The 26,698-nt window shown below is 39.4% G+C and carries 18 protein-coding genes; 15 read left to right on the top strand and 3 right to left on the bottom strand.

Annotation, left to right across the window (positions count from 1 at the left end):
- Nucleotides 1–233 precede the first annotated feature (233 nt).
- The 5 genes from BR73_RS0117555 (at nucleotide 234) to BR73_RS0117535 (ending at nucleotide 8,244) form a co-directional block, all read left to right on the top strand.
- On the top strand, nucleotides 234–2,456 hold the full coding sequence (locus tag BR73_RS0117555; RefSeq protein WP_156034753.1) for a helix-turn-helix domain-containing protein: 2,223 nt from the start codon (nucleotides 234–236) through the stop codon (nucleotides 2,454–2,456).
- Nucleotides 2,457–2,563: 107 nt separating this feature from the next.
- Nucleotides 2,564–4,153: an ABC transporter permease subunit gene (locus BR73_RS0117550; RefSeq protein WP_242860697.1), complete on the top strand. Its 1,590-nt coding sequence runs from the start codon at nucleotides 2,564–2,566 to the stop codon at nucleotides 4,151–4,153.
- Nucleotides 4,154–4,220: 67 nt separating this feature from the next.
- On the top strand, nucleotides 4,221–5,141 hold the full coding sequence (locus tag BR73_RS0117545) for a carbohydrate ABC transporter permease (RefSeq protein ID WP_081848700.1): 921 nt from the start codon (nucleotides 4,221–4,223) through the stop codon (nucleotides 5,139–5,141).
- Between the two features lie 54 nt (nucleotides 5,142–5,195).
- A complete protein-coding gene (locus BR73_RS0117540; RefSeq protein WP_033166602.1) occupies nucleotides 5,196–6,824 on the top strand; it encodes an extracellular solute-binding protein in 1,629 nt (542 codons plus the stop codon).
- A gap of 82 nt (nucleotides 6,825–6,906) precedes the next feature.
- Nucleotides 6,907–8,244, top strand: a complete 1,338-nt coding sequence (locus BR73_RS0117535; protein ID WP_033166601.1) for an FAD-dependent oxidoreductase — start codon at nucleotides 6,907–6,909, stop codon at nucleotides 8,242–8,244.
- Nucleotides 8,245–8,259: 15 nt separating this feature from the next.
- Here the strand turns inward: BR73_RS0117535 and BR73_RS0117530 are convergent, their stop codons facing one another.
- On the bottom strand, nucleotides 8,260–8,538 hold the full coding sequence (locus tag BR73_RS0117530) for a DUF4491 family protein (RefSeq protein ID WP_033166600.1): 279 nt from the start codon (nucleotides 8,536–8,538) through the stop codon (nucleotides 8,260–8,262).
- A gap of 565 nt (nucleotides 8,539–9,103) precedes the next feature.
- On the opposite strand from BR73_RS0117530, the gene speD reads away from it, so the two are divergent.
- The 6 genes from speD (at nucleotide 9,104) to BR73_RS29660 (ending at nucleotide 16,648) form a co-directional block, all read left to right on the top strand.
- The gene (gene speD / locus BR73_RS0117525; RefSeq protein WP_197032678.1) at nucleotides 9,104–9,919 is read left to right on the top strand and encodes an adenosylmethionine decarboxylase; all 816 of its coding nucleotides are present in this window, start codon (nucleotides 9,104–9,106) and stop codon (nucleotides 9,917–9,919) included.
- 16 nt (nucleotides 9,920–9,935) lie between these two features.
- Nucleotides 9,936–11,390 carry an aminotransferase class I/II-fold pyridoxal phosphate-dependent enzyme gene (locus tag BR73_RS0117520; RefSeq protein WP_033166598.1) on the top strand — a complete coding sequence of 485 codons (1,455 nt, stop codon included), beginning with the start codon at nucleotides 9,936–9,938 and terminating at the stop codon, nucleotides 11,388–11,390.
- A 97-nt stretch (nucleotides 11,391–11,487) separates the two neighbouring features.
- Nucleotides 11,488–12,339, top strand: a complete 852-nt coding sequence (speE, locus tag BR73_RS0117515; RefSeq protein WP_033166597.1) for a polyamine aminopropyltransferase — start codon at nucleotides 11,488–11,490, stop codon at nucleotides 12,337–12,339.
- 313 nt (nucleotides 12,340–12,652) lie between these two features.
- On the top strand, nucleotides 12,653–13,885 hold the full coding sequence (locus BR73_RS0117510) for a saccharopine dehydrogenase family protein (RefSeq protein ID WP_033166596.1): 1,233 nt from the start codon (nucleotides 12,653–12,655) through the stop codon (nucleotides 13,883–13,885).
- Between the two features lie 484 nt (nucleotides 13,886–14,369).
- Nucleotides 14,370–15,518 carry a carboxynorspermidine decarboxylase gene (nspC, locus tag BR73_RS0117505; protein WP_033167576.1) on the top strand — a complete coding sequence of 383 codons (1,149 nt, stop codon included), beginning with the start codon at nucleotides 14,370–14,372 and terminating at the stop codon, nucleotides 15,516–15,518.
- A 308-nt stretch (nucleotides 15,519–15,826) separates the two neighbouring features.
- Nucleotides 15,827–16,648, top strand: a complete 822-nt coding sequence (locus BR73_RS29660) for a methyl-accepting chemotaxis protein (protein WP_033166595.1) — start codon at nucleotides 15,827–15,829, stop codon at nucleotides 16,646–16,648.
- A 176-nt stretch (nucleotides 16,649–16,824) separates the two neighbouring features.
- On the opposite strand, the gene BR73_RS0117495 is transcribed toward BR73_RS29660, so the two are convergent.
- The gene (locus BR73_RS0117495; protein WP_033166594.1) at nucleotides 16,825–20,094 is read right to left on the bottom strand and encodes a DUF5107 domain-containing protein; all 3,270 of its coding nucleotides are present in this window, start codon (nucleotides 20,092–20,094) and stop codon (nucleotides 16,825–16,827) included.
- Between the two features lie 134 nt (nucleotides 20,095–20,228).
- Between BR73_RS0117495 and BR73_RS0117490 the strand changes: the two genes are divergently transcribed.
- Nucleotides 20,229–21,149: an AraC family transcriptional regulator gene (locus BR73_RS0117490; protein WP_033166593.1), complete on the top strand. Its 921-nt coding sequence runs from the start codon at nucleotides 20,229–20,231 to the stop codon at nucleotides 21,147–21,149.
- Nucleotides 21,150–21,277: 128 nt separating this feature from the next.
- Nucleotides 21,278–21,919, top strand: a complete 642-nt coding sequence (gene sigK, locus BR73_RS0117485) for an RNA polymerase sporulation sigma factor SigK (RefSeq protein ID WP_033166592.1) — start codon at nucleotides 21,278–21,280, stop codon at nucleotides 21,917–21,919.
- A gap of 136 nt (nucleotides 21,920–22,055) precedes the next feature.
- On the opposite strand, the gene BR73_RS0117480 is transcribed toward sigK, so the two are convergent.
- Complete coding sequence (locus BR73_RS0117480) at nucleotides 22,056–23,123, bottom strand: hypothetical protein (RefSeq protein WP_033166591.1); 1,068 nt, start codon at nucleotides 23,121–23,123, stop codon at nucleotides 22,056–22,058.
- Between the two features lie 455 nt (nucleotides 23,124–23,578).
- Here BR73_RS0117480 and BR73_RS0117475 point away from each other — a divergent pair, with 455 nt between their 5' ends.
- Nucleotides 23,579–25,756 (top strand): sugar nucleotide-binding protein, encoded by a 2,178-nt coding sequence (locus tag BR73_RS0117475; protein WP_033166590.1) that lies wholly within the window; start codon nucleotides 23,579–23,581, stop codon nucleotides 25,754–25,756.
- A 7-nt stretch (nucleotides 25,757–25,763) separates the two neighbouring features.
- The gene (locus BR73_RS0117470; RefSeq protein ID WP_033166589.1) at nucleotides 25,764–26,684 is read left to right on the top strand and encodes a hypothetical protein; all 921 of its coding nucleotides are present in this window, start codon (nucleotides 25,764–25,766) and stop codon (nucleotides 26,682–26,684) included.
- Nucleotides 26,685–26,698: the final 14 nt, after the last annotated feature.

Below are 26,698 nucleotides of genomic sequence, written 5' to 3'. Positions count from 1 at the left end.
ACAAAGTGGAACATCCAGCCCGGCACAAGCAGTTTTCAGACACACCCTTGCATGAATTTCACTTAATTCTGCATCTGATATTCACACAGATATTATGTTGGGTCAATCAGCGTAGGTGCAGCTGCGCCTCGTGCCTCCGCTTTGCCTCAGTGAAAATATCAGGAAATGAAATTAAGTTAAATTTACAAAAGGCAGTACCAGCTTGACAGGCATGGAGGGTGTTGGAGACAGGAATGGAGGAAAGCAAAGTTTATTTAAAAGTATCGGTTTCAGTTATTGTTTGTGTTGTTATTGCTATTTTTATTACATCATCGATTCTTTACGTGAATTTTCAGTCCATCTTAATGAAACATGAATATGAAATCAATCTTGAAAAAATGGAAAGTGAGGAAGAACAAAGACTACAGCTTGCAAATATAGCTTTAAATACCCTGTATCAGATATACAACGACATTTCTGTTACAAAGCTGCTAACCTATGAAGCGGTCAGCTCCATAGATGAGAGTGCTGCTTTTTTGCAGCTGCGGCATTTTCTTGTGACAATACCGAATGTTGATTCTATCTATGTATATAACGGTAAGAAGGACAGAATCTATAATGTGTCTAATGAAAATGAGCTGATCAGACCCTGGAAAGCAGATTATTACACCAACGCTGATTTTTATGATACCTCAGCGGCTGCTATGATAGAAAACTGTACGGATTATGTTCCTTTTATCATGGTTCCAAGATATTATCAGGTCAACCAGCAGACTATAAAATGCGTTTATACGTATATTATGTATGATATCTTTAAGAACAGTAAAAAGAGAAATGTTATTATGCTGAATCTGGAATCAGAGTATTTATTTCCGGTAAAGAGAACGGAGTATCCAGGTACGGTATCGTTGGTAGTGGACGGCAGCGGGAAAGTAATCTATTCGAATTCCGGTAATTTCAAGGTCCTTGATAATGTAAAGGAGCAGCTGGATTATGATAATGTCCTTTCAAAAAAGAAATCAGGGTATTATCTAACGGAAATAAGCGGCAGCAAGTCTGTGGTGATATTTACGGATACGGATAAATTTGGATGGAGAAATATCAGCATTATTAGTTATAATGACCTGTTATCCCAGGTAAAGAAGCTTCAATCGGTAATCATAATCATAACCCTTATAATAGCAGGTGTCGGGCTGCTTGCCGCATTTATCTGGTCCTGGAGATTGGCAAATCCCATTCGTGTTATGTCAAAAGACATGAATATCCTCCTGCGGGAAAAACGCCAGGCAGAGTCTTTGACGAAAAGTATGAGGCTGAAGGAGCTGCTGGAAAATAACGGTCTGGAAAACGGGGGCCAGCGTAGGAACGGAGCAGATCTGTTATCTCTGTTAGGGCTGTCGCTTTCAAAAGAACAAAGACTGGTACTTATTTGCATAAAGGTGGATGATTATCAATATTTACTGGAAACCGCCAATTCCCAGCTGATAAATGCCTATAAATTTGCGGCAGTAAACATTCTGAACGAGTTAATGCAAAATAGTACCAATGGCTATTGCCTTAACATGAGCCTGGATAAAAATCTGCTGTTTACAGTCTGTGATGGAGAAGATACAACCAGTAAATTGGAAGAATACCTGCTCCATACCCAAAGACTGGTACAGGAATATTTTCAGATTACAATCTCTGTTGCAGTCAGTGAATTTACAGATGATCCGGATAAACTCTTTTACCAGTACGAGCAGATTGAAGAAGCACTGTCCCGAAGCATATTCTGGGAAAAGGGCAGTATTGTGCATTACAACCATATTAAGATCAAGGATGTCCAGAATTATGAATTTCCGGAAAGTAAAGAAAAGCAACTGATGGAATGCCTGACCCATGGGAAAGCCAGGGAAGCGGAGGATATTTATCTTGCAATTGTAAGGGAGACATATTCCTATCCGATTGTTATTTATAACATGGTCATAAGCCGTTTAATATTTATGATAACGAATGCAGTGAATTTAATTCAGAAGAACAGCTCTCTGCATTCGATTGCCAGTTCCGTGCTTTTGATGAATCTCCTGCAGGAATGTGACACTATAAAGGAAAGAAATGAGAAATTCAAAGAACTTTTCTGGCAGATTCAAAAGGATATGGAGAACAAAAAAAAGGATAAGCTGAGTCAGACTATCACAGAAATCCATCTGCTGATTGAGAAAGAATACCGGAATCCCCTTTTGTCCATTGAAATGCTGGCAGAAGAAATAGGGATGTCTACAGCTTATATGTGCCGGATTTATAAACAGTATACGGGTAATACCATTAACGATACACTTTTGGAGAAACGAATGGAACATGCCAGAATATTGCTTACGGAAAGTACCTTTTCTGTTGGTGAGATTGCGGAAAAAGTGGGGTTTAACGGCTCCACCTATTTTTACCGGGTGTTTAAAAAGTTAAACGGAGTAACTCCCAATGAATACCGAAGGAAATAGTAACAGTTCCTGAGGTTTCATAGATGAAGGATTGAAAATCAGCTCTGCTGATTTCTATGGATGCAAAGTACATACAGATAAGGCGGAGGCATAAGGTTGATAGAAAAATGATTACAGAAAGGATGCCACAATTGTTCTTTCAACCTGTACTAATTGTGGCTGTACCACAGAGCGGTCTGTGGTATGCAATGGACATAAAAATGAACAAAATTATAAAAGAAAATAATGTCGTTCTGACAGGCGGCAGTATGGAAAGCTCATACGGCCGAAAGCAGCTTGGTATTTGGAGCTCTGCGGCAATATCCCTGGTTACAGTGCTTTTGTTTGTATTGGTAAGAACCATACTAATCCGGGACCCGGCTCAGCTTCTTGCTGTACAGAAGCTTGATATGGCAGAGAAGGGGATGAATACAGGCTATAGCACTCTGACGATGCTTTCCTTTGTGCATAAAAGCGGAATCGGTACACAGGGAGCTTTTGCCATGGCTTTATTTGTTGTGACAGTGGCAATGCTTATACTAAATGGCAGGTTTATCTTAAAAGTACAAAAGTACAGCAGCGATGCAAATAATATTAAAATCTACGAAGCAGGGCAGTATGCTATGGCTTTCAACCTTCTTTTATGTTTGGGAGTGATTTCTTTTGGTATTTATTCCAATAAGGCTTTGGGCCTTACAAAGGTATTTGCACATTCGAACTTGATTTACCTGATCCTGATACTTTCAATTGCAGGATTTGCGGTAATTAAACAGCTGGAGGCACCTGAGCGGGCCAGATATAAAGAACCGGGATTTATAAAGGAGGTAAGAAAGAATTGGGTCTTGTTCGTCCTGCTTTTACCGGCAATTGTATACTTTGTGGTAAACAGTTATATTCCAATGGCCGGTGTCTACTTTGCTTTTGAAAAATTTAATTTCCGGGATGGCTTGTGGACCAGTCCCTTTGTCATGTTCAATAACTTTGAATACATCTGGAAAGCGGATCTGCCAAAGCTGGTTAAGAATACGGTACTTTACAATCTGGTATTTATTGTACTGGGACATATTTTTAAGATATTTACAGCTATCTTAATCAGCCAGGTTACCAATAAATTGTTTAAGAGACTGAATCAGACCCTTATATTCATGCCTCATTTTGTATCCTATGTTCTCTTAAACGTTATAGTTTATAACTTATTGACCTATGAAACCGGAGCAATTAATACCTTTCTGACTTCTATTGGGTTAGAGCGGATCGACTTCTATAATACTCCCGGTTACTGGCCCTTTATCATTGTATTCTTTGAATTGTGGAAAGGGGTAGGGTATGGCTCTGTAGTCTATCTGGCTGCCATTTTAGGAATCGACCGTACATATTATGAGGCAGCAGAGGTAGATGGAGCTAATGTATTTCAGCAGATTAGATTTATTACTCTGCCGTTAATAAAGACTACCTTTATTATACTGGTGTTATTTTCACTTGGAAATATTATGCGCGGTCATTTCGACTTATTCTATCAGACAGTGGGAAATAACGGGCTCTTATACAATTACACAGATATATTTGATACCTATGTGTATCGTTTAACAATGAGTAATCCTTTAAACAACGGTTTGGGAACGGCAGCTGGTCTCTTCCAGTCCATCTTTGGCTTTATCACCATTGTTATTACCAATTTTATCGTAAAGCGTAAAAATGAAGATTATGCCTTGTTCTAAGAAAGCTATAGAAAACATGAGACAGAAAGAACAAGAGTGAGAGAATGAACAGGAAAGGGAAATCACAGTGGATATAGGAATTAACAGGAGAAAAAAGACAGGAAAGATAAAGAAGTCAGGGTATACCATTACCTTTGATGTGATTGCTTATATATTTCTGACATTACTTGCAGCCGTTTGTATCCTGCCGTTTATATTGATTGTGTCAGGATCACTTACGGCGAACAGCACCATAATTCATGAGGGCTACAGCCTGCTGCCGAAGAAATTTTCACTGGATGCATATAAACTGATTTTGGAAAATCCGAAAGATATTCTGAATGCCTATAAGGTAACCATATTTGTGACAGTGGTTGGGACCGGGGTAGGCTTATTGATAACAACGGTAACAGCTTATGTCTTATCCAGAAAGGAATTCAAGTACAGAAACAGAATTTCCTTTATGATTTACTTTACCACCATATTCGGCGGGGGATTAATCCCCTGGTACATAACAATATCCAAAATACTTCATTTACATGGTACTTTAACGGCCCTTTGGCTGCCGGGAATCCTTTCCTCTTATAACATTATTCTAATGAGGACCTTTATCAAGAGCTCCGTTCCTGATGAAATGACAGAGGCAGCTAAAATTGACGGAGCAGGACATGTAACCATATTTGCAAGGATTGTTATGCCGGTCCTTGGACCCGCCCTTGCCACCATCGGTCTGTTTCTTGCCCTTGGTTATTGGAACAATTGGCTGAGCTCCTCGTTATTCATTAATGATACTGCAAAATATATGCTGCAGTTTTATCTGTATAATCTGTTAAACCGGGCTCAGGCAATCAGAGATCTGGCCTTAACGTCCGGTGTAGTACTGGAAGTACCCACAGAGTCAACGAAATTGGCGATGACTGTAATTGTAACCGGTCCGATTATTCTGCTGTATCCGTTCCTGCAGAAATATTTCGTATCTGGAATTACTGTTGGTGCAGTCAAGGGTTGATATTATTGCACAGATAGTGCTTAATATAAAATATAATATATTGGAGGAAAAGCAATGAAAAAAGTCATCAGCATTGTATTGATCTTTTGCATGATCCTGTCCTTTACAGGCTGCAAGGGAAATAATACGGCAAATGTAGCAGAGAAGGAAACTGCTGCCGGGGAAAACAACAGTCAAGCAAAGCAAGAGGAAAAGGAACCGGAGCCGGCTAAAGAAACATCCAATGATCCAAAAGTAAGGTATGACCTTTCACAGCCAGCTAATCTGGTGTTTTATCTGGTGGGTGATCCGGGTAAGGATTATCAGACCGTAGTTGACGAATTGAATAAATATTTATCCGAGAAAATAAATACAACCATTGAATTCCGTTTCACAACCTGGACGGACTGGTCCCAGAAGTATAATCTGGTACTTTCCTCCGGAGAACAATGCGATTTAATGTATGCTGCCGATTGGACCAGCTATAGCGCTCTGGCAAAAACCGGTGCTTTCTATGAACTTGATGAACTGCTGCCGGAATATGCACCTAATATCAGCAGCCTCATAGATCAGAGTATTCTTGATATGTGTAAAGTAGACGGTGCTCTTTACAGTGTACCGGCAGATCAGAAGACCTATGCAGCCACCGGTATCAGATACCGTGAGGATTTAAGAAAGAAATATGACCTGCCTGTTCCAAATACACTGGAGAATTTTGAAGCTTATATCAGCGGAATACAGAAGAATGAACCGGATCAGGGTTTGCTTTCTCCTATAACGGTAGCGAACAATTTTAATGAAGCTTTCTATATGAATTCCATTTTTGATTTAAAGTACAGTAAAGCAATTGCCAATTACGGTTTGATGGCAGCAATTGATACACCCACAGAAGTAATAGACTACTGGAGATCACCGGACTTTACTGAAGATATGAAATTACTGAAAAAATGGGCGGATATGGGCTTTTGGTCAAAGAGTTCCCTGTCTAAGACAGAGGAAGACAGCTTTGATGAAGGATTGATTGTAGCTTCCGTAGGTGGTATGAATCAGGATAAATGGATTGGCTCCTATAATGCTGCCAAAGAAAATCATCCGGATTGGGAGGTGGGTTATGTCTCTTACGGATTGGTGAACAATACCATTTCACCGGCATCTCCTCTGCAGAATGCAACAGTTGTCCCTCATAACTCAAAAGATCCGGCAAGAGCATTGATAGCACTTGACTTCTTAATGACAGATGAAACGGCAAACGATTTGGTGCAGTATGGGATACAGGGGAAACACTGGAATCTGGTGGAAGGAGAGTATTATGAGGAAATCAAGGATTCCGGTTTTAGCTATGAGAATATGAATACCTGGAACCTGAGAAACCATTTGATTAAAAAAGAAATGAAACCTACAGATGATACGGCTTACAAAGATATGATAACCTCATACGATGAAGCGGCAGCGAAAACAAAATGGCAGGGAAAGAGTATCAAAGTAGGCTTTATTGAAGATTACTCCTCCTATGAAATTGAAAGAGCCAATTTAAATTCCGTTATAGCCCAATATCTGACACCTATTCAGGCAGGCCTGGTGGAAGATGTGGAGGCATCCATCAGCGAGTTCTTAAAACAGGCAGATGCCGCCGGACTAAAGAAAATCCAGGATAGCTATAAAGAACAGTGGCTTGCTCATTGCGAAGAATTCGGTTACAAATAAGTAAGAATAAGGCCATGCTATTATGACCGGAGAATATTAAGAAACTTTGTGAACAACAGGTTAGAAGGCGGAGGCTGGCGGTATGAATATAAGATTTTCACAGGAAATACCAATAAACGAACAATATGAAGTAATTGTAGCAGGAGGAGGACCCTCTGGTTGTGCAGCTGCTATAGCAGCTGCCAGGGAGGGAGCCCGTGTACTGCTGATAGAAGTTGCCAATGCATTAGGAGGGATGGGAACCAGTGGGCTGGTACCCGCCTGGTGTCCCTTTTCCGACAGGACAAAGGTTGTATACCGGGGGATTGCACTGGAGGTATTTGAGAGAGCAAAGTCGGGTATGAGGCATGTTGGAGAGGAAGACTTAGATTGGGTGCCAATTGATCCGGAGGCCTTGAAAAGAGTCTATGATGAAATGGTTGTGGATGCTGGTGTAACTGTCCTTTTTTCCACACAGGTGATAGCAGCTCCTAAGACCCAGAAAAAGATAGATTATCTTGTAACAGCCAACAAAGCAGGAATCACGGCTTATAAAGGGAAAGTATACATTGATGGTACCGGGGATGCTGATATTGCTGCTATGGCAGGTTTGGATTTTGAGATTGGCGAGGAGGGCAGCCATAAAGTACAGCCGTCCACCCATTGCTTTATGATTACGAATGTAGATGATTATTATTATCGCAACTCACCTTTTCTGCATATGCAGAACCCGGATTGTGCCGCCTATGATATTGCCAGGTCAGAAAAATATCCGCTGGTAACGGATCCTCACTGCTGTAATTCCGTCATCGGACCCGGTGCCGTAGGTTTTAATGCGGGACATATATGGGAGGTCGATGGGACAGAGCCTTTCAGTGTTTCAAAAGCACTGATAAAAGGCAGGCAGCTGGCGTACCAATATCATCAGGGACTGAAAGAATATCTTCCGGAAGTGTTTGGAGGATCCTTTCTGGCTGCCACTGCCTCCTCAATGGGAATCAGAGAATCCAGACGAATAATAGGAGAATATAAACTTACCTTAACGGACTATAAAGAACGCCGCTCATTTCCGGATGAAATTGGCCGTAACTGCTATTTCCTGGACGTTCATCACGGTCTTGAGGAGAGGGAGAGCATCCTTAAAGGAGAAAAAAATGGGGAGGAAGGCTGGGAGGCATATGGTGACGGTGAATCTCATGGTATTCCTTACAGAAGCCTGATTCCCAAAAATATTGAAAATCTTCTCGTGGCAGGCAGGACCATTGCCTGTGAACATATCATACAGGGAAGTATAAGAGTAATGCCCGTATGTATGGTAACCGGACAGGCGGCTGGAACGGCTGCAAGGCTGGCAGCCAGGAACGGGGACATGGATGTAAGAGCAGTTGACATCAGAGAATTAAGGGAAATCCTAAAAAGAAATGGAGCATTCCTTAAGTAAAAAGAAGCTGCATAACTATTTACGCTTGGGATTTTTGGGAAACCACCCCTTTTCCACACGTTTTTCCTGTTCGAACAGCTCTTTGATGCTCCAAAAGCAGGAAAAGCCGGTTACGCCCAAAATTGCAGAGAAAAAGGTATGAGCAGTAAAATAAGAAGCGGACAGGAACAAGAGGCCAGTCAGGATAAATACAGGATAGATTCTCTTGGAGAAGTAATATTCTGCCTTAATTACAATGGGATGGAACAATCCAATCAGTAAAAAGGAGCATAAACCGATAAGTATTCCAATCACTGAGTATCACCTCGATTTCTTCTTTTATTGGATATATGATAGTTTTATTAATCATATACATAAAATTAGCTGTTGTAAAGAAAATATTCAGGTTATTCTATGAAAATAAAGAGATAATAAGAACTGATAAGTGTTTATGCCAGGTATACAGTAAATGCAGGAAGGTACTAACGGTAAAAAATCATAAATGTTATTAATTTTTGATATTACCTTGTTGCGTTTGCTGTAATACCTGATACTGTTTTACAGACAGAATGCATCTAAGGGTACAGTATAACGCTACAGCTAAAGCCTGCTTATGCAACGGCTTTTTTTATTTCCGGCATTAATTCTTATTTGATGAAAATAACCATGAATAAATCCGTAAGGCAGCTGCCGGGGCTGAAAGTTAGTGCTTTTTCTCAAGAACAGTACAGGTGCAGTTTCAGTTCTATAAAAGTCAGTTTTCAGTGTATAAGATAAGAGGTTCTACTTTACAGATAATCTATAAAACCTTATCGAAAATCACATTGATTTTTGTTTACAAACATGCTACAATGTAAACCGATTATGTAAGAGAAAGGTTGTGATGTTAGGGTTGGAGAAAAAGCTGGCTTTGTATGGCTTTAACAACCTCACAAAAACACTTAGCTTCAACATCTATGATGTTTGCTATGCAAAAAGTGAGAGAGAGCAAAAGGATTATATTGCATACATTGATGAACAATATAATTCCGAAAGATTAACAAAAATCTTATGTGATGTAACAGAGATGATTGGGGCACATATACTTAATATCTCGAAACAGGATTACGATCCTCAGGGTGCATCCGTAAATATTTTGATTGCAGAGGGAGATTTATCTTCAGAGCATATCGATGAATCATGCAACCAGGGTAAATATACGGATCATTTAAGAGACACGGTACATGCACACCTGGATAAAAGTCATGTTACAGTGCACACGTTTCCGGAGTATCATCCCGATAACTCCATATCCACTTTTCGTGTAGATATTGACGTATCTACCTGCGGCGAAATATCACCGCTTAATGCGCTGGATTATCTGATTGGTAGTTTTGACTCGGATATCATTACCATTGATTATAGAGTCAGGGGCTTTACCAGGGATGTTGAGGGCAAAAAATACTACATCGATCATGATATCACCTCAATTCAGGACTATATTGACGATGTAACACTGACCAAATACGACGCAATTGATGTGAATGTATATCAATCCAATATTTTTCACACAAAGATGCTCATTAAAGAAATCGAACTGCAGAATTATCTTTTTAATCTGGATGTGTATGAGTTGACTCCCAAGCACAGGCTTGAGATTACAAGCAACCTTCGCAAAGAGATGATTGAGATATTCAGCGGTATGAATATATATTAGTGAAGGAGGGAATGACATGAATTTACTCCTTCAGCAAAAAGCGCCTATTTTTGAAGCTTTGAAGAAGCATAAAGGGAACCGGGTAGTACCCTTTGATGTTCCCGGTCATAAAGGCGGAAGAGGAAACAAGGAGCTGACAGAATTTTTAGGTGAGAGCTGTATGAAGGTGGATGTGAACTCCATGAAACCTTTGGACAACCTTTGCCATCCCACTTCTGTAATTCGTGAAGCAGAGCAGATTGCAGCCGATGCTTTTGGAGCAGAGGCCGCCTTTTTTATTGTAAATGGTACTACCGCAGCGGTACAGGGAATGATTATGTCTGTTTGTAAAGCGGGCGATAAGATAATCATGCCCCGTAACGTTCATCGCAGTGCCATAAATGCATTGGTTGTATGCGGTGCAATACCGGTATATGTAAATCCCGGTGTAAATAAAGAACTTGGAATACCTCTTGGAATGTCCTTAGAGGATGTGAAGCAGGCAATTTTTGAGAATCCTGATGCTAAGGCAATTCTTGTGAATAATCCTACTTATTATGGCGTTTGCTCAGACCTTAGAGGAATTGTTTCCTTTGCCCATGAGCAGGGGGTCAAGGTATTGGTGGATGAGGCACACGGAACCCACTTTTATTTTGGTGACAATATGCCGGTTTCCGCTATGGCAGCAGGAGCTGATATGGCGGCTGTCAGTATGCACAAAACCGGAGGGTCACTGACACAGAGCTCTTTTCTTTTATGCGGGGAAACGATGAATCCCCACTATGTAAGACAGGTGCTTAATCTGACCCAGACCACCAGCGGTTCTTATCTTTTATTAGTATCACTGGATATTGCAAGAAAGAATCTAAGCCTCAACGGCAGAGAACTTTTTGCAAAAACCGTGGAATATGCAGAGTATGCAAGAACTGAAATAAATAAACTGGAAGGTTATTATGCCTTTGGTAATGAATTAATAGATTATAATTATATATTTGATTTTGACCCCACAAAGCTGTCTGTTCACACCAGAAATGTGGGACTGGCCGGTATTGAGGTCTATGACCTCTTAAGGGATGAATATGGTATCCAGATCGAATTCGGTGATATCAGTAATTTTCTTGCCATTATTTCTGCCGGCGACCGTGCTATGGAAATTGAGCGGCTGATTGCTTCTCTTTCTGAGATTAAGAGGCTTTATGGAAAAGAAGATCAATCTGGAATGTTTGACCATGAATACATTAATCCGGATGTGGTAATTGCACCTCAGCAGGCCTTTTACAGTGATAAGACACCCCTTCCCATTAAGAAAACAGTAGGTAAGATCTGCGGAGAATTTGTAATGTGTTATCCGCCAGGTATACCTATCCTGGCACCTGGTGAAAGAATTACGGGGGATATCGTTGATTATATTCTTTATGCCAAAGAGAAGGGCTGCCTTCTAACCGGTACAGAGGATATGGCAGTTAACAATATCAATGTAGTGGAGGTGTAAGGTTGAAAGAAATACAATTTCAACCGCAGATTTGTGCCAGCGAAATCCACGGCACAAATTCGGACGCACAATATGCATGTGCAGGAATGGAGTAAAAATGGAACTTTGGTATACGGAAAATCATACAGAGGAAGCACGTTTCTCAATTAAAATCGATAAACAGCTGGTAAGCTTACAAAGCGATTTTCAGCGAATTGATATTTTTGAGTCCAAAGAGTTTGGAAGGATTCTAACCTTGGACGGTTATCTTATGGTGACAGAAAAGGATGAATTTATTTATCACGATATGATAACCCATGTACCCATGGCCGTTAATCCGGACATTAAAAAGGTTCTGGTTATTGGTGCGGGAGATGGAGGAACAATCAGAGAACTTCTCCGTTATCAGGGAATACAGCACATTGATATGGTGGAGATAGATGAAGAGGTTGTTAAACTGTGTAAAGAATATCTTCCCCGTACAGCCTGCGGACTGACAGACCCTAAGGTACATTTATTCTTTGAAGACGGACTCAAATTTGTCAGGGGCAGAGAAGGTGAGTATGACCTTATTATTGTTGACTCAACAGATCCCTTCGGACCTGGTGAAGGTTTATTTACCAAAGAATTTTACGGTAACTGCTACAGAGCCCTGAAGGAGGACGGGATCCTTGTAAACCAGCATGAGAGTATGTATTACTCTTCTTATGCCGCCTCCATGATAAGAGCACATAAGAGAATACATGATACATTTCCTGTAGCCAGGATTTACCAGGCTCATATACCAACCTATCCGTCAGGTCACTGGCTTTTTGGATTTGCTTCCAAGAAATATGACCCGGTGAAGGATTTAAAAGCGGATGAATGGAATAAATTAGGGTTAAAAACCAGATATTATAATACGGAGCTCCATTTAGGTTCTTTTGCAATTCCGAATTATATTAAAGAGCAATTAAATGAGTCAGACTAATTATTAATTTAATATGTAGGAAAAAGTGAAAGGTACTAAAAATTTAAAAGCAGAAGTAAGTGAAAGCAGTAAATATAAGAGTAAGTAGCAAAAGCATAAATAATAATAGTTTAAGTATTTAAATGCTTAGGGTAAGTAATGAAATCTTAAGTATTATAAATTTAATGCATATGCGAAATAATGGAAAAAAGAGCCTTAGACTCAAAAGCAGATAAGATCATATAAAATCAATACAAATAAAATCAATACAAATAAAAAATTAATTCAGTGTATTTTATTCAATACATTTTACCTACACAAAGGAGGGCCTACTATGTCAAAAGCATTAATTATCGGTGCCGGTGGAGTTGCCGGAGTAGTAATCCATAAATGCTGCCAGAACCCCGAAGTATTTACAGAAATCCTTCTTGCAAGCAGAACTGTTTCCAAATGTGATGCCTACAAGGAAAAAATTGAGAAGGAACAGGGAAACAATCCCCTTTACGGAAAAGATCAGTTTACAAAAATTACAACAGCTCAGGTAGATGCTGATAATACACAGGAACTGATTGCGCTGATTGAAAGCTATAAACCGGATATTGTAATTAACGTTGCATTGCCTTATCAGGATCTTACTATTATGGATGCCTGCCTGGCAACAAAGACTGATTATCTGGATACAGCGAATTATGAGCCTCTGGATACAGCGAAATTTGAATACAAATGGCAGTGGGATTACAGGGAAAGATTTGAGAAAGCCGGCATTACAGCAGTACTTGGCTGCGGCTTTGACCCCGGTGTTACAGGTGTATTCTCCGCTTATGCCATGAAGCATGAATTTGATGAAATACATCAGATAGATATTTTGGATGCCAACGCAGGCGACCACGGATATCCTTTTGCTACTAATTTTAATCCCGAAATCAATATTCGTGAGGTTACTGCTAACGGCAGCTATTTCGAAAACGGCGAATTTATTGAAACAGAGCCTATGTCCATTAAGAGAGTGTATGATTTCCCTGAAATCGGCGAAAAGGATATGTACCTGTTACATCATGAAGAAATGGAATCCCTTGCTCTTAATATTAAAGGAATTAAGAAAATCCGTTTCTGGATGACCTTCTCTGAAAGGTACCTGACTCATTTAAGAGTATTGGAGAACGTAGGTATGACTTCAATCGAACCGATTGATTTCGAAGGAAAACAGATAGTACCCCTGCAGTTCTTAAAAGCAGTGCTTCCCGATCCTGCATCCTTAGGACCAAGAACAAAAGGTAAGACTAATATCGGCTGCATTTACCAGGGTGTAAAAGACGGAAAAGAAAAGAAGTATTATATATATAATGTATGTGACCATGAGGAATGCTACAAAGAAGTCGGTTCCCAGGCTATCTCTTACACAACCGGTGTACCTGCAATGATTGGTGCCATGATGGTATTAAAGGGACTTTGGAAGAAACCCGGCGTATTCAATGTTGAGGAGTTCAATCCCGATCCTTTTATGGAGGAATTAAATCGCTGCGGACTGCCTTGGAAAGAAACACATACACCTGATTTGGTGGATTAATGCACGGTAATCTTTATAATCAGATAATGATAAAGGGATCAGCACACTAGGTAAGCACAGTATTTTCAAAGAAGTTCAAGATGATATTCCCAGGAATTCATTTTGAACTTCTTCGTACATTGTTAAACCATACAGTTAGGTCTGAAAACTCATTTTACGGTTGTACGGCTCTGCTTTGTGTTATTTTGCGATGCGATATTGGATAATAATACTGACAGGGAATTAAATCCAGGTTGAAGTGCCTGTAAAGTAGAATACCAGCTTGGTTTGATTCTGCATTGGTGTAGCAGGCTTCCTGCCGCAGAACCGCTGCAGCTGCTTCTCCGTATTGCGCAGAGCCTGTTATATGCACTGATATTTAAAAAATTTATCCAGGACACAGTACCATTGAAATAAATATTTTAAAGAAAGGATGCCATACAGGAGGCTTTCCGTCTCTATAGGTATGGCAATACTGCTTTTGCAGTATAAATGGGTAGAAAATATGTCCGATGTATTAAACTTTGATCCGAAGAGCTTAAAAACACCGGTTTATATAATGGATGAGACTCTTCTGAAGAAAAATCTTGAAACACTTAAATATGTAATTGACAAAACAGGCTGCAAGATACTTCTTGCGCAAAAAGCCTTCTCCATGTTCTCAGTATATCCCCTGATTGGGAATTATCTGCAGGGAACCACTGCCAGCTCACTCTATGAGGCGAAGCTTGGAAGAGAAGAGATGGAGGGTGAAGTGCATATCTTTTCTCCCGCTTACAGAGAAGATGAAATGGAGGAGATTATTTCACTCAGCGACCATATTGTATTTAATTCTTTTACTCAATGGAAAAAGTACAGAGCTTTGGTTGAAGGCAGCGACAGGCATATCTCCTGCGGTATCCGTATCAATCCGGAATATTCTGAAATAGAGACGGATATGTATAATCCCTGCTTTACCGGTTCCAGAATGGGAGTAACCTTAGAGCAGTTTGAACCTGATGAGCTGAAAGGCATTGAAGGATTGCATTTTCATACAATGTGTGAGCAGAATTCCGATGTACTGAAACGAACCTTACAGGTAGTAGATGAGAAATTCGGCTCTTATATAGCAGGAATGAAGTGGATTAATTTCGGAGGCGGACACCACATAACCAGAAAAGATTATGATCTGGAAACACTGATTGAGAGCATTCTTTTTATCAAGAGTAAATACAACGTGGAAGTATATTTAGAGCCTGGTGAAGCAGTAGCTTTAAATACAGGTTTCCTGGTTGCCAGAGTCCTGGATACCTTAAAGAATGGTATGGATCTGGCTATTCTGGATACTTCTGCGGCCTGCCATATGCCCGATGTACTGGAAATGCCCTACAGGCCGGAGGTAATAGGTGCCGGCAAACCCGGAGAATATGCTTATACATACCGTCTGGGTGGTCCAACCTGTCTTTCCGGCGATGTGATTGGTGAATATTCCTTTAAGGAACCGCTGCAAGTAGGGGATACATTGGTTTTTTGTGATATGGGTCATTATACTATGGTAAAAAATAATACCTTTAACGGAATGGGACTTCCCTCCATTGCTTTATGGAGTCCGGATAAAGGCACACAGATTATTAAGGAGTTTGGTTATGAGGATTTCAAGATGAGGCTATCATAGGAATCAGTCTTATTTAAAATCTAGTTTATAAGCTACAGGCAGAGAATGGGTTGCAAAATTTTCTGCCTGTTTTTTATGCAATCAATTTGTCCTATTGACATGAGGTCTCATGTCGTAATATGCTGAAATAAGTAAGGTATGTTACTAGGATAATGATAAGGCTTAAATTGGGGATTCTAGTTGTAATAAGTATTATGTATGCAATAAGTATTATGTATGCGATAAGTATTATGTATGCGATAAGTATCATACATGCAATAGTATTACGAAATGTAATAAGTATAATGAAATGAAAGAAGGAGAATATTATGAGTGATAATATTATGAAATCGTATTTTGATGTACTGCCGTTATTAAAGGACCTGGTACAAGAAGATATAGCAGTTTCTATAACAGATAATGAGAAATTTCTGGCATATTGGCCAAACCAGATATTACCCTTACAGTTACAGGTTGGGGATGTAATTCAACAAGATGATCCCTTACGTCTGGCTATGAGAAACAAAAATGTTATCTCCCAGGTAGTTCCCAAAGAAGCTTTGGGAGTAGTGTTTCAGGCAATCTGTTATCCGATTATTGATGAAGAAGGTAAAGTGCTTGGAGCTGTAGGAATAGCTAAGAGCCTGGAGAAACGTTCTGAACTGCAAAATTCAACAGAGATAATTTTTAATTCTTTACAGCAGATTAATTCAAGCATCGAAGAGATTGCCTCCGGTTCCGTACAACTGAAAGGAACTATCTCAGAGGTAGTTAATACTACGAAAGCAGCAAAACAAAAGATTAATGATACAGATATGATCCTGTCAACAATTCAAAATATTGCGTCCCAGTCTAATCTCCTGGCACTAAATGCCGCTATCGAAGCAGCAAGAGCCGGAGAAGCTGGCAGAGGTTTCAGTGTAGTAGCAGATGAAGTCAGAAAGATGGCACAATCAAGTTCTGAATCCGCCAAGAAAGTATCCGCGACTTTAAGTGAGATCAAGAATTATATTGAAAAGATAGAACAGCAGATCCATAATTCCAATATCATAGCTGAATCCCAGGCAGCTTCCACGGAAGAAATCACTTCTGTAACAGATGAAGTAACCAATTCCTCAAGAACATTACGTGAACTTGCTAAAATCGTTTAAAGAGTTCGCTAAATTAATTAAGAACTATAACTGACTTTTTATTGTCAGGCTTTCAAGGTTATGACTATAAGATGAACTGTGTTCCATAATAAATGAGAAATTTATGGCAGAAGACAGATATTTTTCTTAAATCGTCGTATGAAAGAAAGCCTGACAATTTTAGTTATACTAATTTGTTATACTAAAGTGCCATGACAAATAGCTCCCTGATAATCATCTTGTTTTAACAGGATATCCTGTAACAGAAGTGCTGCTTCCGCCTTATTACCAAGTCCTATATTACCTAAAGCACGCAGATAATTGCAGTACTGTATGTTTCGTAATTGTATATTATCCTGAAATACTTCGATTTCCGGCAGTGACACTGCAAAGAAATCATAGGACACTTTATCAAATAAGTGTTTCTCACCATAGATTATTAACTGGTGATACGCTTTTAAGGCAGCATTTTCTCTTCCAAGAGCTTTATTTGCCAGACCCTGGTAGAAAATAAAATCAGATGGCTGATCGTTATAGTACAGTACACTTCCCGGTTCTGTTGGACCTGTTGCTGCAAGCTCGAAATATTTCTTTGCCTCTTCCTCCCTGCCCAGTTTACGATATGAAACACCTAAATAATAATGAGCTTCATTGTCCGGTACATTGGGTAGTTTACCTTCTCCCAGGTTCTCAGGATATTCAAGAGAAGCGGTTAACAAAGGCAATGCTTCTTCCGGCTTATTTGAATTTATTAAATTGACAGCAGATTGAATCAAAGCATATCGGTATTGGGAACTAACCTTTCCTTCCCCGCCTTCCCAGGGATGGAAACGATGGGAAGTCAGTGCTTTAATAGCCTCCTCATATCGTCCGGTACAATTAAGAAGTGTGATATAACGCAGGTATAGATCATCACGGGATTTTGTCACGGAAAGCTCTGATTCCAGCATTTTCAGACGTTCCTTTACCGGTATATTTGTCTTAGCTGACAATTGATCAAATTCCAGAAGAAATCTCGGATATTTACTATCAAGGCTAAGTGCTTTATTCATGGCTTTCAAGGCCTTTTGGTTATCATTTTCTTTGTTAAAGTAAGCAATAGCCAGGTTTCGGTATGCCATGGACAGAGATTCTTTTTGAGTGACAGCAGTTTCCCAGTGATAAACAGCCTGTTCATACTGTTTTTTATCATAAAGAAGATTTCCCAGGTAAAAATGTGCCATAGGAGCTATTTTTAGTAATTTGATTCCATGTTCTAAAATTTTAATTTCTTCAATCCGGTTAGGGAAACAGTAATCTCCGGGAAAGCCTTCCGCTTTTTCATATAAGGCAGCAGCTTCTTTCGTTAAGCCCAGTTTCTCTTTGGCATAACCTTGATAATAGTATAAAAGAGGATTATTGTCTTTGCATAAGGATAATATGTTTACCGCATCTTCATAGAGACCTGCTTTGAGGTAATCAAGGGACAGGGTAAGGTAATTGTGCGCTTCCTGGCGCATTCTCTCTATAAATAAAGTGAGAGAGTTATCCTGCAGGGCTTTTTCATAAATACAACCCATATATAAGGGATCTATTATAAGGCTTTCTCCCAGGAACATTTCATTATCTCTGGAGAGCTTACGGAGCAATGCAGCTTTCAGATTTCTGCTTTTCATATTATGCCAGTTGTGCAGCATGGATTTTTCTGCAAATTCCAGGGCTTCTTCATAACGGGCTTTTCTGGCAGACAGGCAGGAAAGCCAGTAGAAACCTGCACTCATGGTTTCAGCACTCCAGGTGGATTTATAAAAGGCATCGTAGGCCAGTTCTTCTTTATCTGCTGCAGCAAGGGCAAGACCCAGGTTGAAGTAGCACTCTCCGGAATAGGGATTAGGATTCTTCCAGGTCTGTTTCCTGATGGCTGCTTCAAAATAAGGGATACTTTCTTTATAAAAGCCCTGTTTATATAAGAGAAGGCCATATCCGTTATTTAATCGGATATCTGTAGCATCCCGTCTTAATCCTTCCAGGTAATAATCGGCAGGGTCATAAGTGGTATGGCGGTATTGTTCCAGATGAGAAGCAGCCAGATATAACTCTTCAAGAGATTTCATGTCAGCGGGAGCTTTCATGGGCTCGGCTGCTTCCGGAATAGGTTTTAACTCTTTTTCATACACCGAATAGCTTACAAGGGTCTTATTATTGCAGCTGACAGTTATATTGCAGTCCGTGAGCTTTTCAGGTGCTTTAAATACTACTGTAAGACATTTTTCGGGTGAAAGACTGACCGTGGTTTCTGATAATACCTGGTCACCGGCAGTCACCTTAACAGAGGACTGATTGTAAATACCGGTAGCATATACTTTTAAGATTGCCATACCCTCCTGGTCTTGCTCCAGGCTTACAGCAGCATCTTTGGTTGCATTACCAACCCTGCCTACACCCTTATAGGGCATAAAATACTGGACAAAGGTTTTCTCTTCGTGAGGTTTCAACCAGGTAAAATCAGGCTGGTTGTCTGTAAATACGCCAGTCATCAATTCGATATAAGGTCCGTCATTATCGGTGAGATTGTTATCCCAGGTTCTTCCGAAATCACCATTTCCCCAGGTCCATTGCTTCTTACCGGGAGAAAAATGATGATCTGCTACATGAAGCAGGCCGGCTTCTCTTTTCTCATCATAATTACCGATAAAGTCATAGTCAGAATGGGCAGCCATATAGGAAGTAGGTACTTTAACATTTTTATAACGTGAAATATCCACGCCGGCAGAATAGTCACATTTGTAATATTCACCTGTTGCAATAGGGAAGGTTGATACTGCACGTTTTCCATGATCCATTACCGCATTAACATCGGGAGGGAATACGGAGTAGGTATCGTCATTAACAGGCACGGCAGGATTAGCCCACCAAAGAAAGGTCTGCGGCAGATCTGTAGGATTATAGAGCTGTCCTTTTATTTCGATGTATGCTTTCTCTGGATAAAGTGTAATGGCTGCCATACCCTTGGTACCATACATTTTATCGATTTCGCTGATAAAAACCGTAGAAGAACCGTCCTGGCTCTCACAAAGGGAATAGTCTACCGGTGAATAAGTAGAGGGTCTGTGGTGCTGCGGCCAGTTAAATTCAATACCGCCGGAAATCCAGGGTCCGGTAAGACCAACCAGTGCCGGCTTGATCACGTGATTGTAATAGACAAAATCATATCCGTTGGTTTTGTCATAAGCACGGTGGATTCTGCCTCCTAGTTCCGGCAGAATCATAATTTTTAAATACTCATTTTCAAGAAATACAGCATTGTAGGTTACCTCTTCCTTTACATCTGATATCTTTTCTGTAACAGGCAGAGGATACACTTTGCCGGTACTTCCCTGGTAAGCCCTCCGCTCTAAGAATAGAGGACTTTTTTCTGGGGGATGTACTTTATAAGTAGGTATAATAATAACCTCTTCCCATATCTTAACTTTATTTTCTGAATACATAAGAATACTCCTTCCTGTTATCATAAGGGTTTGTAATTAAGCCTGTTTTGATTCTACCTTAAATAGGATACTCTTTAAATGACATATCGTAACAAAAGATGGACAATATTCCACCAATATGATATGGTTACGGTATGAGCATATTTGACGATAAAAAGAAAGATGGCTTCAAAGGAGAGCGAATGATCGTGATTCCTACAGAAGCCTTTAAAGATTATACGGAGCATCCTCAGATTAGAAGACTATACTTAACGGATGTAGGTTATTTTCCGCAGGCAGAACATCATTACCGGGAAAGGAAGGATGGAATAGAAGAGTACATTTTTATGTACTGTATGGAAGGCAGCGGAATAATAGAAATAGAGGGAAAAAAATATAGTCTTAAAGATAATGAGGCATTTTGTATTCCAAGACTCAAAGGACATAAATATTATGCTTGTTCTGAAAAGCCCTGGAGTATTCTTTGGGTGCATTTTAAGGGTGAGGATATCACCTATTACCCTCTGGAGGAATGTCTTACAATAAAGTTTGGCTCCAATCATGCCGGTAATCGTATGCTGTTTCTGTTTGAACTATTGTTCCGTGTATTGGACGGAAATTATACACTTGGTAATTTTATATATATTTCACAAGTACTATCCTTAATACTGGCTGAGGCATATAACCGGGAAAAACAGCATACGGCCCTGGACCAGAACAGACATGTAACCGACGTTATTAAGTATATGTACCAGCATATGAATGAAGAATTATCCCTGGAGCAGATAGTGGAAGAGTTTAATCTTTCAAAGAGTTATCTGAATGCTATATTTAATAAACATACCAGCCATTCGCCAATGGACTTTTATATTCAGCTTAAGATGAAAGAAGCCTGCAAACTGCTCCGTGCCACAGATACTTACATCTATGAAGTAGCGCTTAAATTAGGCTACAAGGACCAGTATTATTTTTCAAGAATATTTAAAAAGGTAGTAGGAATCTCACCAAAAGAATATAAAAATAGTGAATATTTTCATTTTGAGAAGGATGGCAGGCTGAATGGAAATAGAAGGTGAAATGAAAAAAGTACAGGCAAATGATAAATTTCTATAAAATATAATTTATTTCTTTTTTAGGAAAGGCACTTAATAACAGTAAGAGGCATAGATTAATTATAAACCCCTATTATTGAGGTGCTTTTGCAGTGAAATCTTTTCCAAAGCCACTAAGCGCCAAGGAAGAAACGGAAATCCTATGCCGTTGTATGGAAGGCAGCAAGGAAGCAAGGGATATCCTGATTGAACGTAATCTCCGCCTGGTAGCACATATTGTAAAGAAATACAATTCGGCGGATAGAGAAATAGATGATTTAATATCCATTGGCACAATTGGTTTAATAAAAGCAATCGATACCTTTGACCCGGATAAAGGAATACGGCTTGCCACCTATGCTTCAAGGTGTATAGATAATGAGTTGCTGATGATGTTAAGAAGCGGTAAACGACAGGCGAAAGAAGTTTATCTGTATGAACCTATAGGTTCCGATAAGGAAGGGCATGAAATCAATCTGCTGGATATTATTGAGAGCTCTGAATCAGACATTATCGAAGATATAGAATTACAGGGTAATGTTAAGCGTCTGTATGAATTGGTAAATAAGGTACTGAATAAAAGAGAGCGGCAGATTATTGAGATGCGGTACGGATTGAATTCACAGGAAGAGATTACACAAAGGGAGATAGCCAGTAAAATAGGTATTTCCAGGTCTTATGTCTCAAGAATAGAGAAAAAGGCATTAAAGAAATTAAGAGAATATTTTGATAAAGAATACCGGGATCCATATTGATGAATTAACATAAAAGAAAAGTGCTGTTTCCAAACTATTAATACCAGTCTGGAAACAGCACTTTTATATAGTTTGCAGCTTAAGAAATGCTATTGCATGTCAAGTGATGAAGATGCATTGCAGCAATCACGAGTAATTATGGATTTACTCTGCGAATCTCCTTAAAGACAAAGGGCTTTACTTCTTTATTGTTTAAGAGAGTTACTTCAGGAGCAGCAGTTGCTGAGCGATTAGGAAGCTCTGCCTCCGCTTCATTCAGATAGGCACCGGACCCCTCCACAAATTGATTCATGATCTCATTCATGCTATTGGAGAGCTTATCAAGGTTAAAGTTATATTCGGTCATTTTACTGTAGATATCTTCATTATCCGATAGATTTGCATGGAACTCCGTAGCATTCTTAAAGAATTCACGAACCATTTTGCTGTACTCATTCTGACGCTGTTCCATAAGTTCATTCATTCTGACACTGTTTTCATTGACCAGCTTATAAAATTCTCTCATCTGAGTGTGCATATAATCCATAACTTCTTTTCGCATTCTTGTCATATCCTTATAAGCCTGCAAGGTAACGGCAGTAGAGTGCTTCAGATTGTTCTCATTGGATTCTAAGGTATCTGCTGCAGCCTGCTCCTCATGGGAGGCAGCTGAGACAACAAGTTCCTCCTTCAGCTGATCGATTTCTATCCTGGCTTTATCCAGTTCTTCGGATGCGGCAATCAATTCATAGGATTTATCGGCAAGAGCTCTTTCCAGCAAAGCTTTATTTTCTTTCTCAGTATCTAACTGTGACTGTAAACTTTCCATAAAGGAATAATCCACTTTACTGTTTGCTTCAGCTGCGGCTGCATTTTGCAGCTGTAGTTCAGATAACTGTGCATTTAAGGTATCATTCTGCTGTTGTAAGAGATTGATTTGTTCTTTTAATTCGGAATTTATCTGAGTATAATCCGTTACTTCCTGTGAAAGTGAAGCTGTTTGGGAAATAAGCTCGTCCTTTTCCTCATTTAGCTGTTTGAGCTTTTCTTCAAGCTTCTTTAAATCAGCTTCTAGGAGATTTGCTTTTGCTCCATTGGTCTCATTATTCTTAACCTGAGTTTTTAGTGTTGTGATAGTTCCGTTCAAGCTTTCGTTTTCTTCACGAAGAGTATTTAACATAACATCAACCTCAGATATGCTATAACCAAATAAGCTTTTTTTCATAACAATTATCCCTCCGCTAAATTAGATTGGTTTAATTGGGTTACAATTATAACATCAATCAGTTATATTGATATATTTATAAATTAAATTCTTATTTCGCTTCATCGATTACTTTTATAATCTTATAATAAGTTATAATATTTGTCAACCAAAGACAAAAAATTCCATAAACTTCATTGGAAGGAAGCTGTAAATTTATGTTATATATTTGTGGTAATGTTAATTTACGGATAAAAGATAACTAATAAGCTTGGAAAATCCTGAAAAATATTTTCGGTAAGGAACATATGTCCGGTTAATGCGACATAAAATGATAAGTAAAGACTTTTAACTTAAAAAATCATGAAAAATTGTATTTGTAAATAGTCAATTAGGCTTGAAATCATAGAATATTTATATTATAGTTAGGTTCAGGATGAAATTGAAGTATTCTTTTACAGGAGTGAAATTTTAATATGAGCAGCATCCTAATTGTAGGAAGTTACGGTTCATTTACCAACGAACTGATAAATAAGTTTTATAAAGAAAATTGGCGTATTTATACATTAATCTGTAATAAAAAGCTTATTAAGCCTGCTCATGTGTTCGAACAATATGTGTTTAAATACGATAGTGACAGCGTAAGAACGCTTATAAACAGCAGCCGTCCGGATGTTATTCTTTTTACAGGTGCCTATGATCCATATTATAAATGGGAAGACGAGAGTGCAGTAGATGACTCCTTAAACTATGTGACAGGGCTCAGCAACCTGTTGATGAGCGCAGCAATGCTCGGTACAAGACATTTCATATATATATCGTCAGAAAAAGTTTTTGAGGATGAATATATCATTGATATCAAGGAGGATTTACAAACTTCACCCAACAGTGTGAAAGGGATGACAATATCACAGGGTGAGAACCTGGCAATGCATTTTAACCAGACCACGCAAATGGAAGTAAGTGTAATCAGATTAGCAGGTATGTATGGTATACCGGCAGACCGTAAAGCCTGCAGGGATATTTATTCAGGGATGTGTCTTAAAGCTCTGGTTTCAGGCCGCTTACAGGTAAATGCCAAGAAAGGGCTGTCAGCTTTGTTTGTAAAGGATGCAGTGGAAGGTTTATATCTTCTGGCTAAGGCACCAGAGAGAAAACATGTTATTTATCATATATCCTCCCTGGAAGAGGTGACGGAGGATATGGTAGCCAGGCTAATACAGGAAAAGCTGTCGAACCAGATAGATATTGTAGATCAGACAGTTGGCCTTAAAAGCAGGCTTATTCTGTCAAACAGCAGATTTCTTGAAGAGTTTCCGCTGGAAATCAGAAACAGCTATAAGGACATAATTCCACAGATTATTATGTACATGAACAGACATAAGAATTTGTTTTTGCATAGTGATGAGAAATATCAGGGCAAGGGGTTAGGGCATCGTGTACTCAGGGTACTAAAAAAAGCTTTTCCTTTCTTAGAAAGCCTGGTATTTTTTATACCTTTTTTTATCCTGAACAATCAATCTGTAGGGAATGATTATTTTGGCGGAATTAATTTCTATTTACTTTATGTACTTTTATTTGCAGTGATTCATGGCAGGCAGCAGGCTATTTTAGCTTCGCTGCTCAGTGTTATAGGTTATTGTTACCGGCAGTTATATTCAACCTCTGGCTTTTCCTTATTAATCGATATAAATACTTATATCTGGATTGCGCAAATATTTGTTGTAGGGCTTACAGTGGGACATCTAAAGGACAAGTTCCGGGATATGGAAGCCGATAAAAACGAGCAGATAGATTTTCTGTCAGAGCGGCTGAATGATATCACCGTAATTAACTCCAGCAATATAAAGATCAAGAACTATTATGCTGAAAAAATCATCAGCAGTACGGAAAGTATTGGCCGTATCTATGATATAACCTCAAGACTTGATAAGGCTGCTACAGGTGAGGTGCTGTTTGCCGCTTTGGATACCCTGTCAGAAATCATGAATACACCAAATGTATCAATATACCTGGTTTCAAATACCTCCTATTGCCGTCTTGCTACTGCCTCCAGTGAGAAGGCCCGTTCTCTGGGAAAATCAGTTTCCATGGGAACATACCATGTGATCTTTGATGTTCTGAAGGAAAAACAGGTATATATAAACCGTACTTTAGACAGTAATCTGCCAATGATGGCAAGTGCCTTATTTGATGAAAAGGGTAATATGAGAATTGTTATATTCCTGTGGGAGATTCCCTATGAACAGATGACCTTATATCAGGCGAATCTTCTTACTATTGTCGGAGCATTGGTTTATTCTGTGGTCGTACGGGATGCCGACTACCTGGATGCTCTGGCTTACCGACGTTTTATTCCGGATACAGCTATTTTACAGGAATCCGCTTACCACGAAATGCTGGAGATTTACAGACATGCTGCCAAGAAGGGTTATGCTGATTTATGTGAATTCTATGTTCATCCCGGAAATAAACCTCTGAAAGAGCTTAGCGGTACGATCAAACCTCTGCTTAGAGAGACGGATTATATTGGCGCAATGGCAGACGGAAGTCTGGCAATCCTTCTTACAAATACCAATGAGGCAGAATCAGTCTATGTAAGAAAACGTCTGGAAGAGAAGAATATTAAAACCTATCTGGAAAAGGAGCTATGAGAACAGTATGAATACAGCAGGACTTTGGCCTGTTCTGATAATTTTAGCAGGGAACTCCTTCCTGGCGGTTATCGTTTTTATCGCGGCCTTCTTTCAAAAAAAGGGACAGAAAAGCACTGCTTTTATGTTATCCTGGTTTCTGTTGATAGTACCGCTTTTTGGTCTTTTATATATAGTACTTGGTCAACTCTTTAAGTACTTGAACAGAAAGAAAAATGTTGATATGAGTGATATAAGCTTCAACCAGAACAGAGAGAAGCTTATTTTGCCGCCAGACAGTGAGACCGAGATGAATTACGTGCCGATACAGGATGCTATGGCTGTTTCTGATACGGCAAGCCTTCGAAGGCTGCTTCTTGATACCTTGAGAAACAACGCAAAGAAGACTGTTTCCAGCATAGCAGTTGCTATGAACAGCAGTGATACGGAAACCTCCCACTATGCGGCTTCTATTATACTGGATGCCCTGTCGGAATGCCGTTCCACAGCTCAGAATATGATTGATCAAATGCAGAAGCACCCGGAAGATGTTGAAATGAATCTGCTTACACTTGACTATATACATGAAATTCTTAATATGAAGATCATGAATGATATTGAGCAAAAATCATACATCTATATCATGGACAATGTTGCTGAGAATCTTTTTACACATAACCTCTGGTATATGACTGCTGCTCATTATCTGTGGATGACTGATTTTTTTATTTCTGTCAAAGATTATAATATGGCTGATAAATGGGTCACCAGAGCCGGTAAATACAGACCGGGGATGCTGGACACCTACAAGGCTTATTTACACCTGTATTTTGAACAGCAAAACAGAAACGCCTTCTTAACTTGCCTGAATGAATTAAGAGAGACGAGCATCATAGCAGATGAAGAAATAATGAACCTGTTCCGCTTATATGGCGGAAAGAACGGATAAGGTAGAAAGAAAAG

The sequence above is a fragment of the Clostridium sp. KNHs205 genome (assembly GCF_000702945.1).
Lineage (GTDB): Bacteria > Bacillota > Clostridia > Lachnospirales > Lachnospiraceae > Anaerocolumna.
The sequence above is the reverse complement of the archived record's forward strand: the minus strand, read 5'-3'. Positions and strand labels throughout refer to the sequence as shown.

What these genes read in the sequence shown, in the direction of transcription:
- BR73_RS0117555 (WP_156034753.1), top strand. Translation starts at nt 234, where the DNA reads ATGGAGGAAAGCAAAGTTTATTTAAAAGTATCGGTTTCAGTTATTGTT.
- BR73_RS0117550 (WP_242860697.1), top strand. Translation starts at nt 2,564, where the DNA reads ATGATTACAGAAAGGATGCCACAATTGTTCTTTCAACCTGTACTAATT.
- BR73_RS0117540 (WP_033166602.1), top strand. Translation starts at nt 5,196, where the DNA reads ATGAAAAAAGTCATCAGCATTGTATTGATCTTTTGCATGATCCTGTCC.
- BR73_RS0117535 (WP_033166601.1), top strand. Translation starts at nt 6,907, where the DNA reads ATGAATATAAGATTTTCACAGGAAATACCAATAAACGAACAATATGAA.
- BR73_RS0117520 (WP_033166598.1), top strand. Translation starts at nt 9,936, where the DNA reads ATGAATTTACTCCTTCAGCAAAAAGCGCCTATTTTTGAAGCTTTGAAG.
- speE (WP_033166597.1), top strand. Translation starts at nt 11,488, where the DNA reads ATGGAACTTTGGTATACGGAAAATCATACAGAGGAAGCACGTTTCTCA.
- BR73_RS0117510 (WP_033166596.1), top strand. Translation starts at nt 12,653, where the DNA reads ATGTCAAAAGCATTAATTATCGGTGCCGGTGGAGTTGCCGGAGTAGTA.
- nspC (WP_033167576.1), top strand. Translation starts at nt 14,370, where the DNA reads ATGTCCGATGTATTAAACTTTGATCCGAAGAGCTTAAAAACACCGGTT.
- BR73_RS29660 (WP_033166595.1), top strand. Translation starts at nt 15,827, where the DNA reads ATGAGTGATAATATTATGAAATCGTATTTTGATGTACTGCCGTTATTA.
- BR73_RS0117495 (WP_033166594.1), bottom strand. Translation starts at nt 20,094, where the DNA reads ATGTATTCAGAAAATAAAGTTAAGATATGGGAAGAGGTTATTATTATA.
- BR73_RS0117490 (WP_033166593.1), top strand. Translation starts at nt 20,229, where the DNA reads ATGAGCATATTTGACGATAAAAAGAAAGATGGCTTCAAAGGAGAGCGA.
- BR73_RS0117480 (WP_033166591.1), bottom strand. Translation starts at nt 23,123, where the DNA reads ATGAAAAAAAGCTTATTTGGTTATAGCATATCTGAGGTTGATGTTATG.
- BR73_RS0117475 (WP_033166590.1), top strand. Translation starts at nt 23,579, where the DNA reads ATGAGCAGCATCCTAATTGTAGGAAGTTACGGTTCATTTACCAACGAA.
- BR73_RS0117470 (WP_033166589.1), top strand. Translation starts at nt 25,764, where the DNA reads ATGAATACAGCAGGACTTTGGCCTGTTCTGATAATTTTAGCAGGGAAC.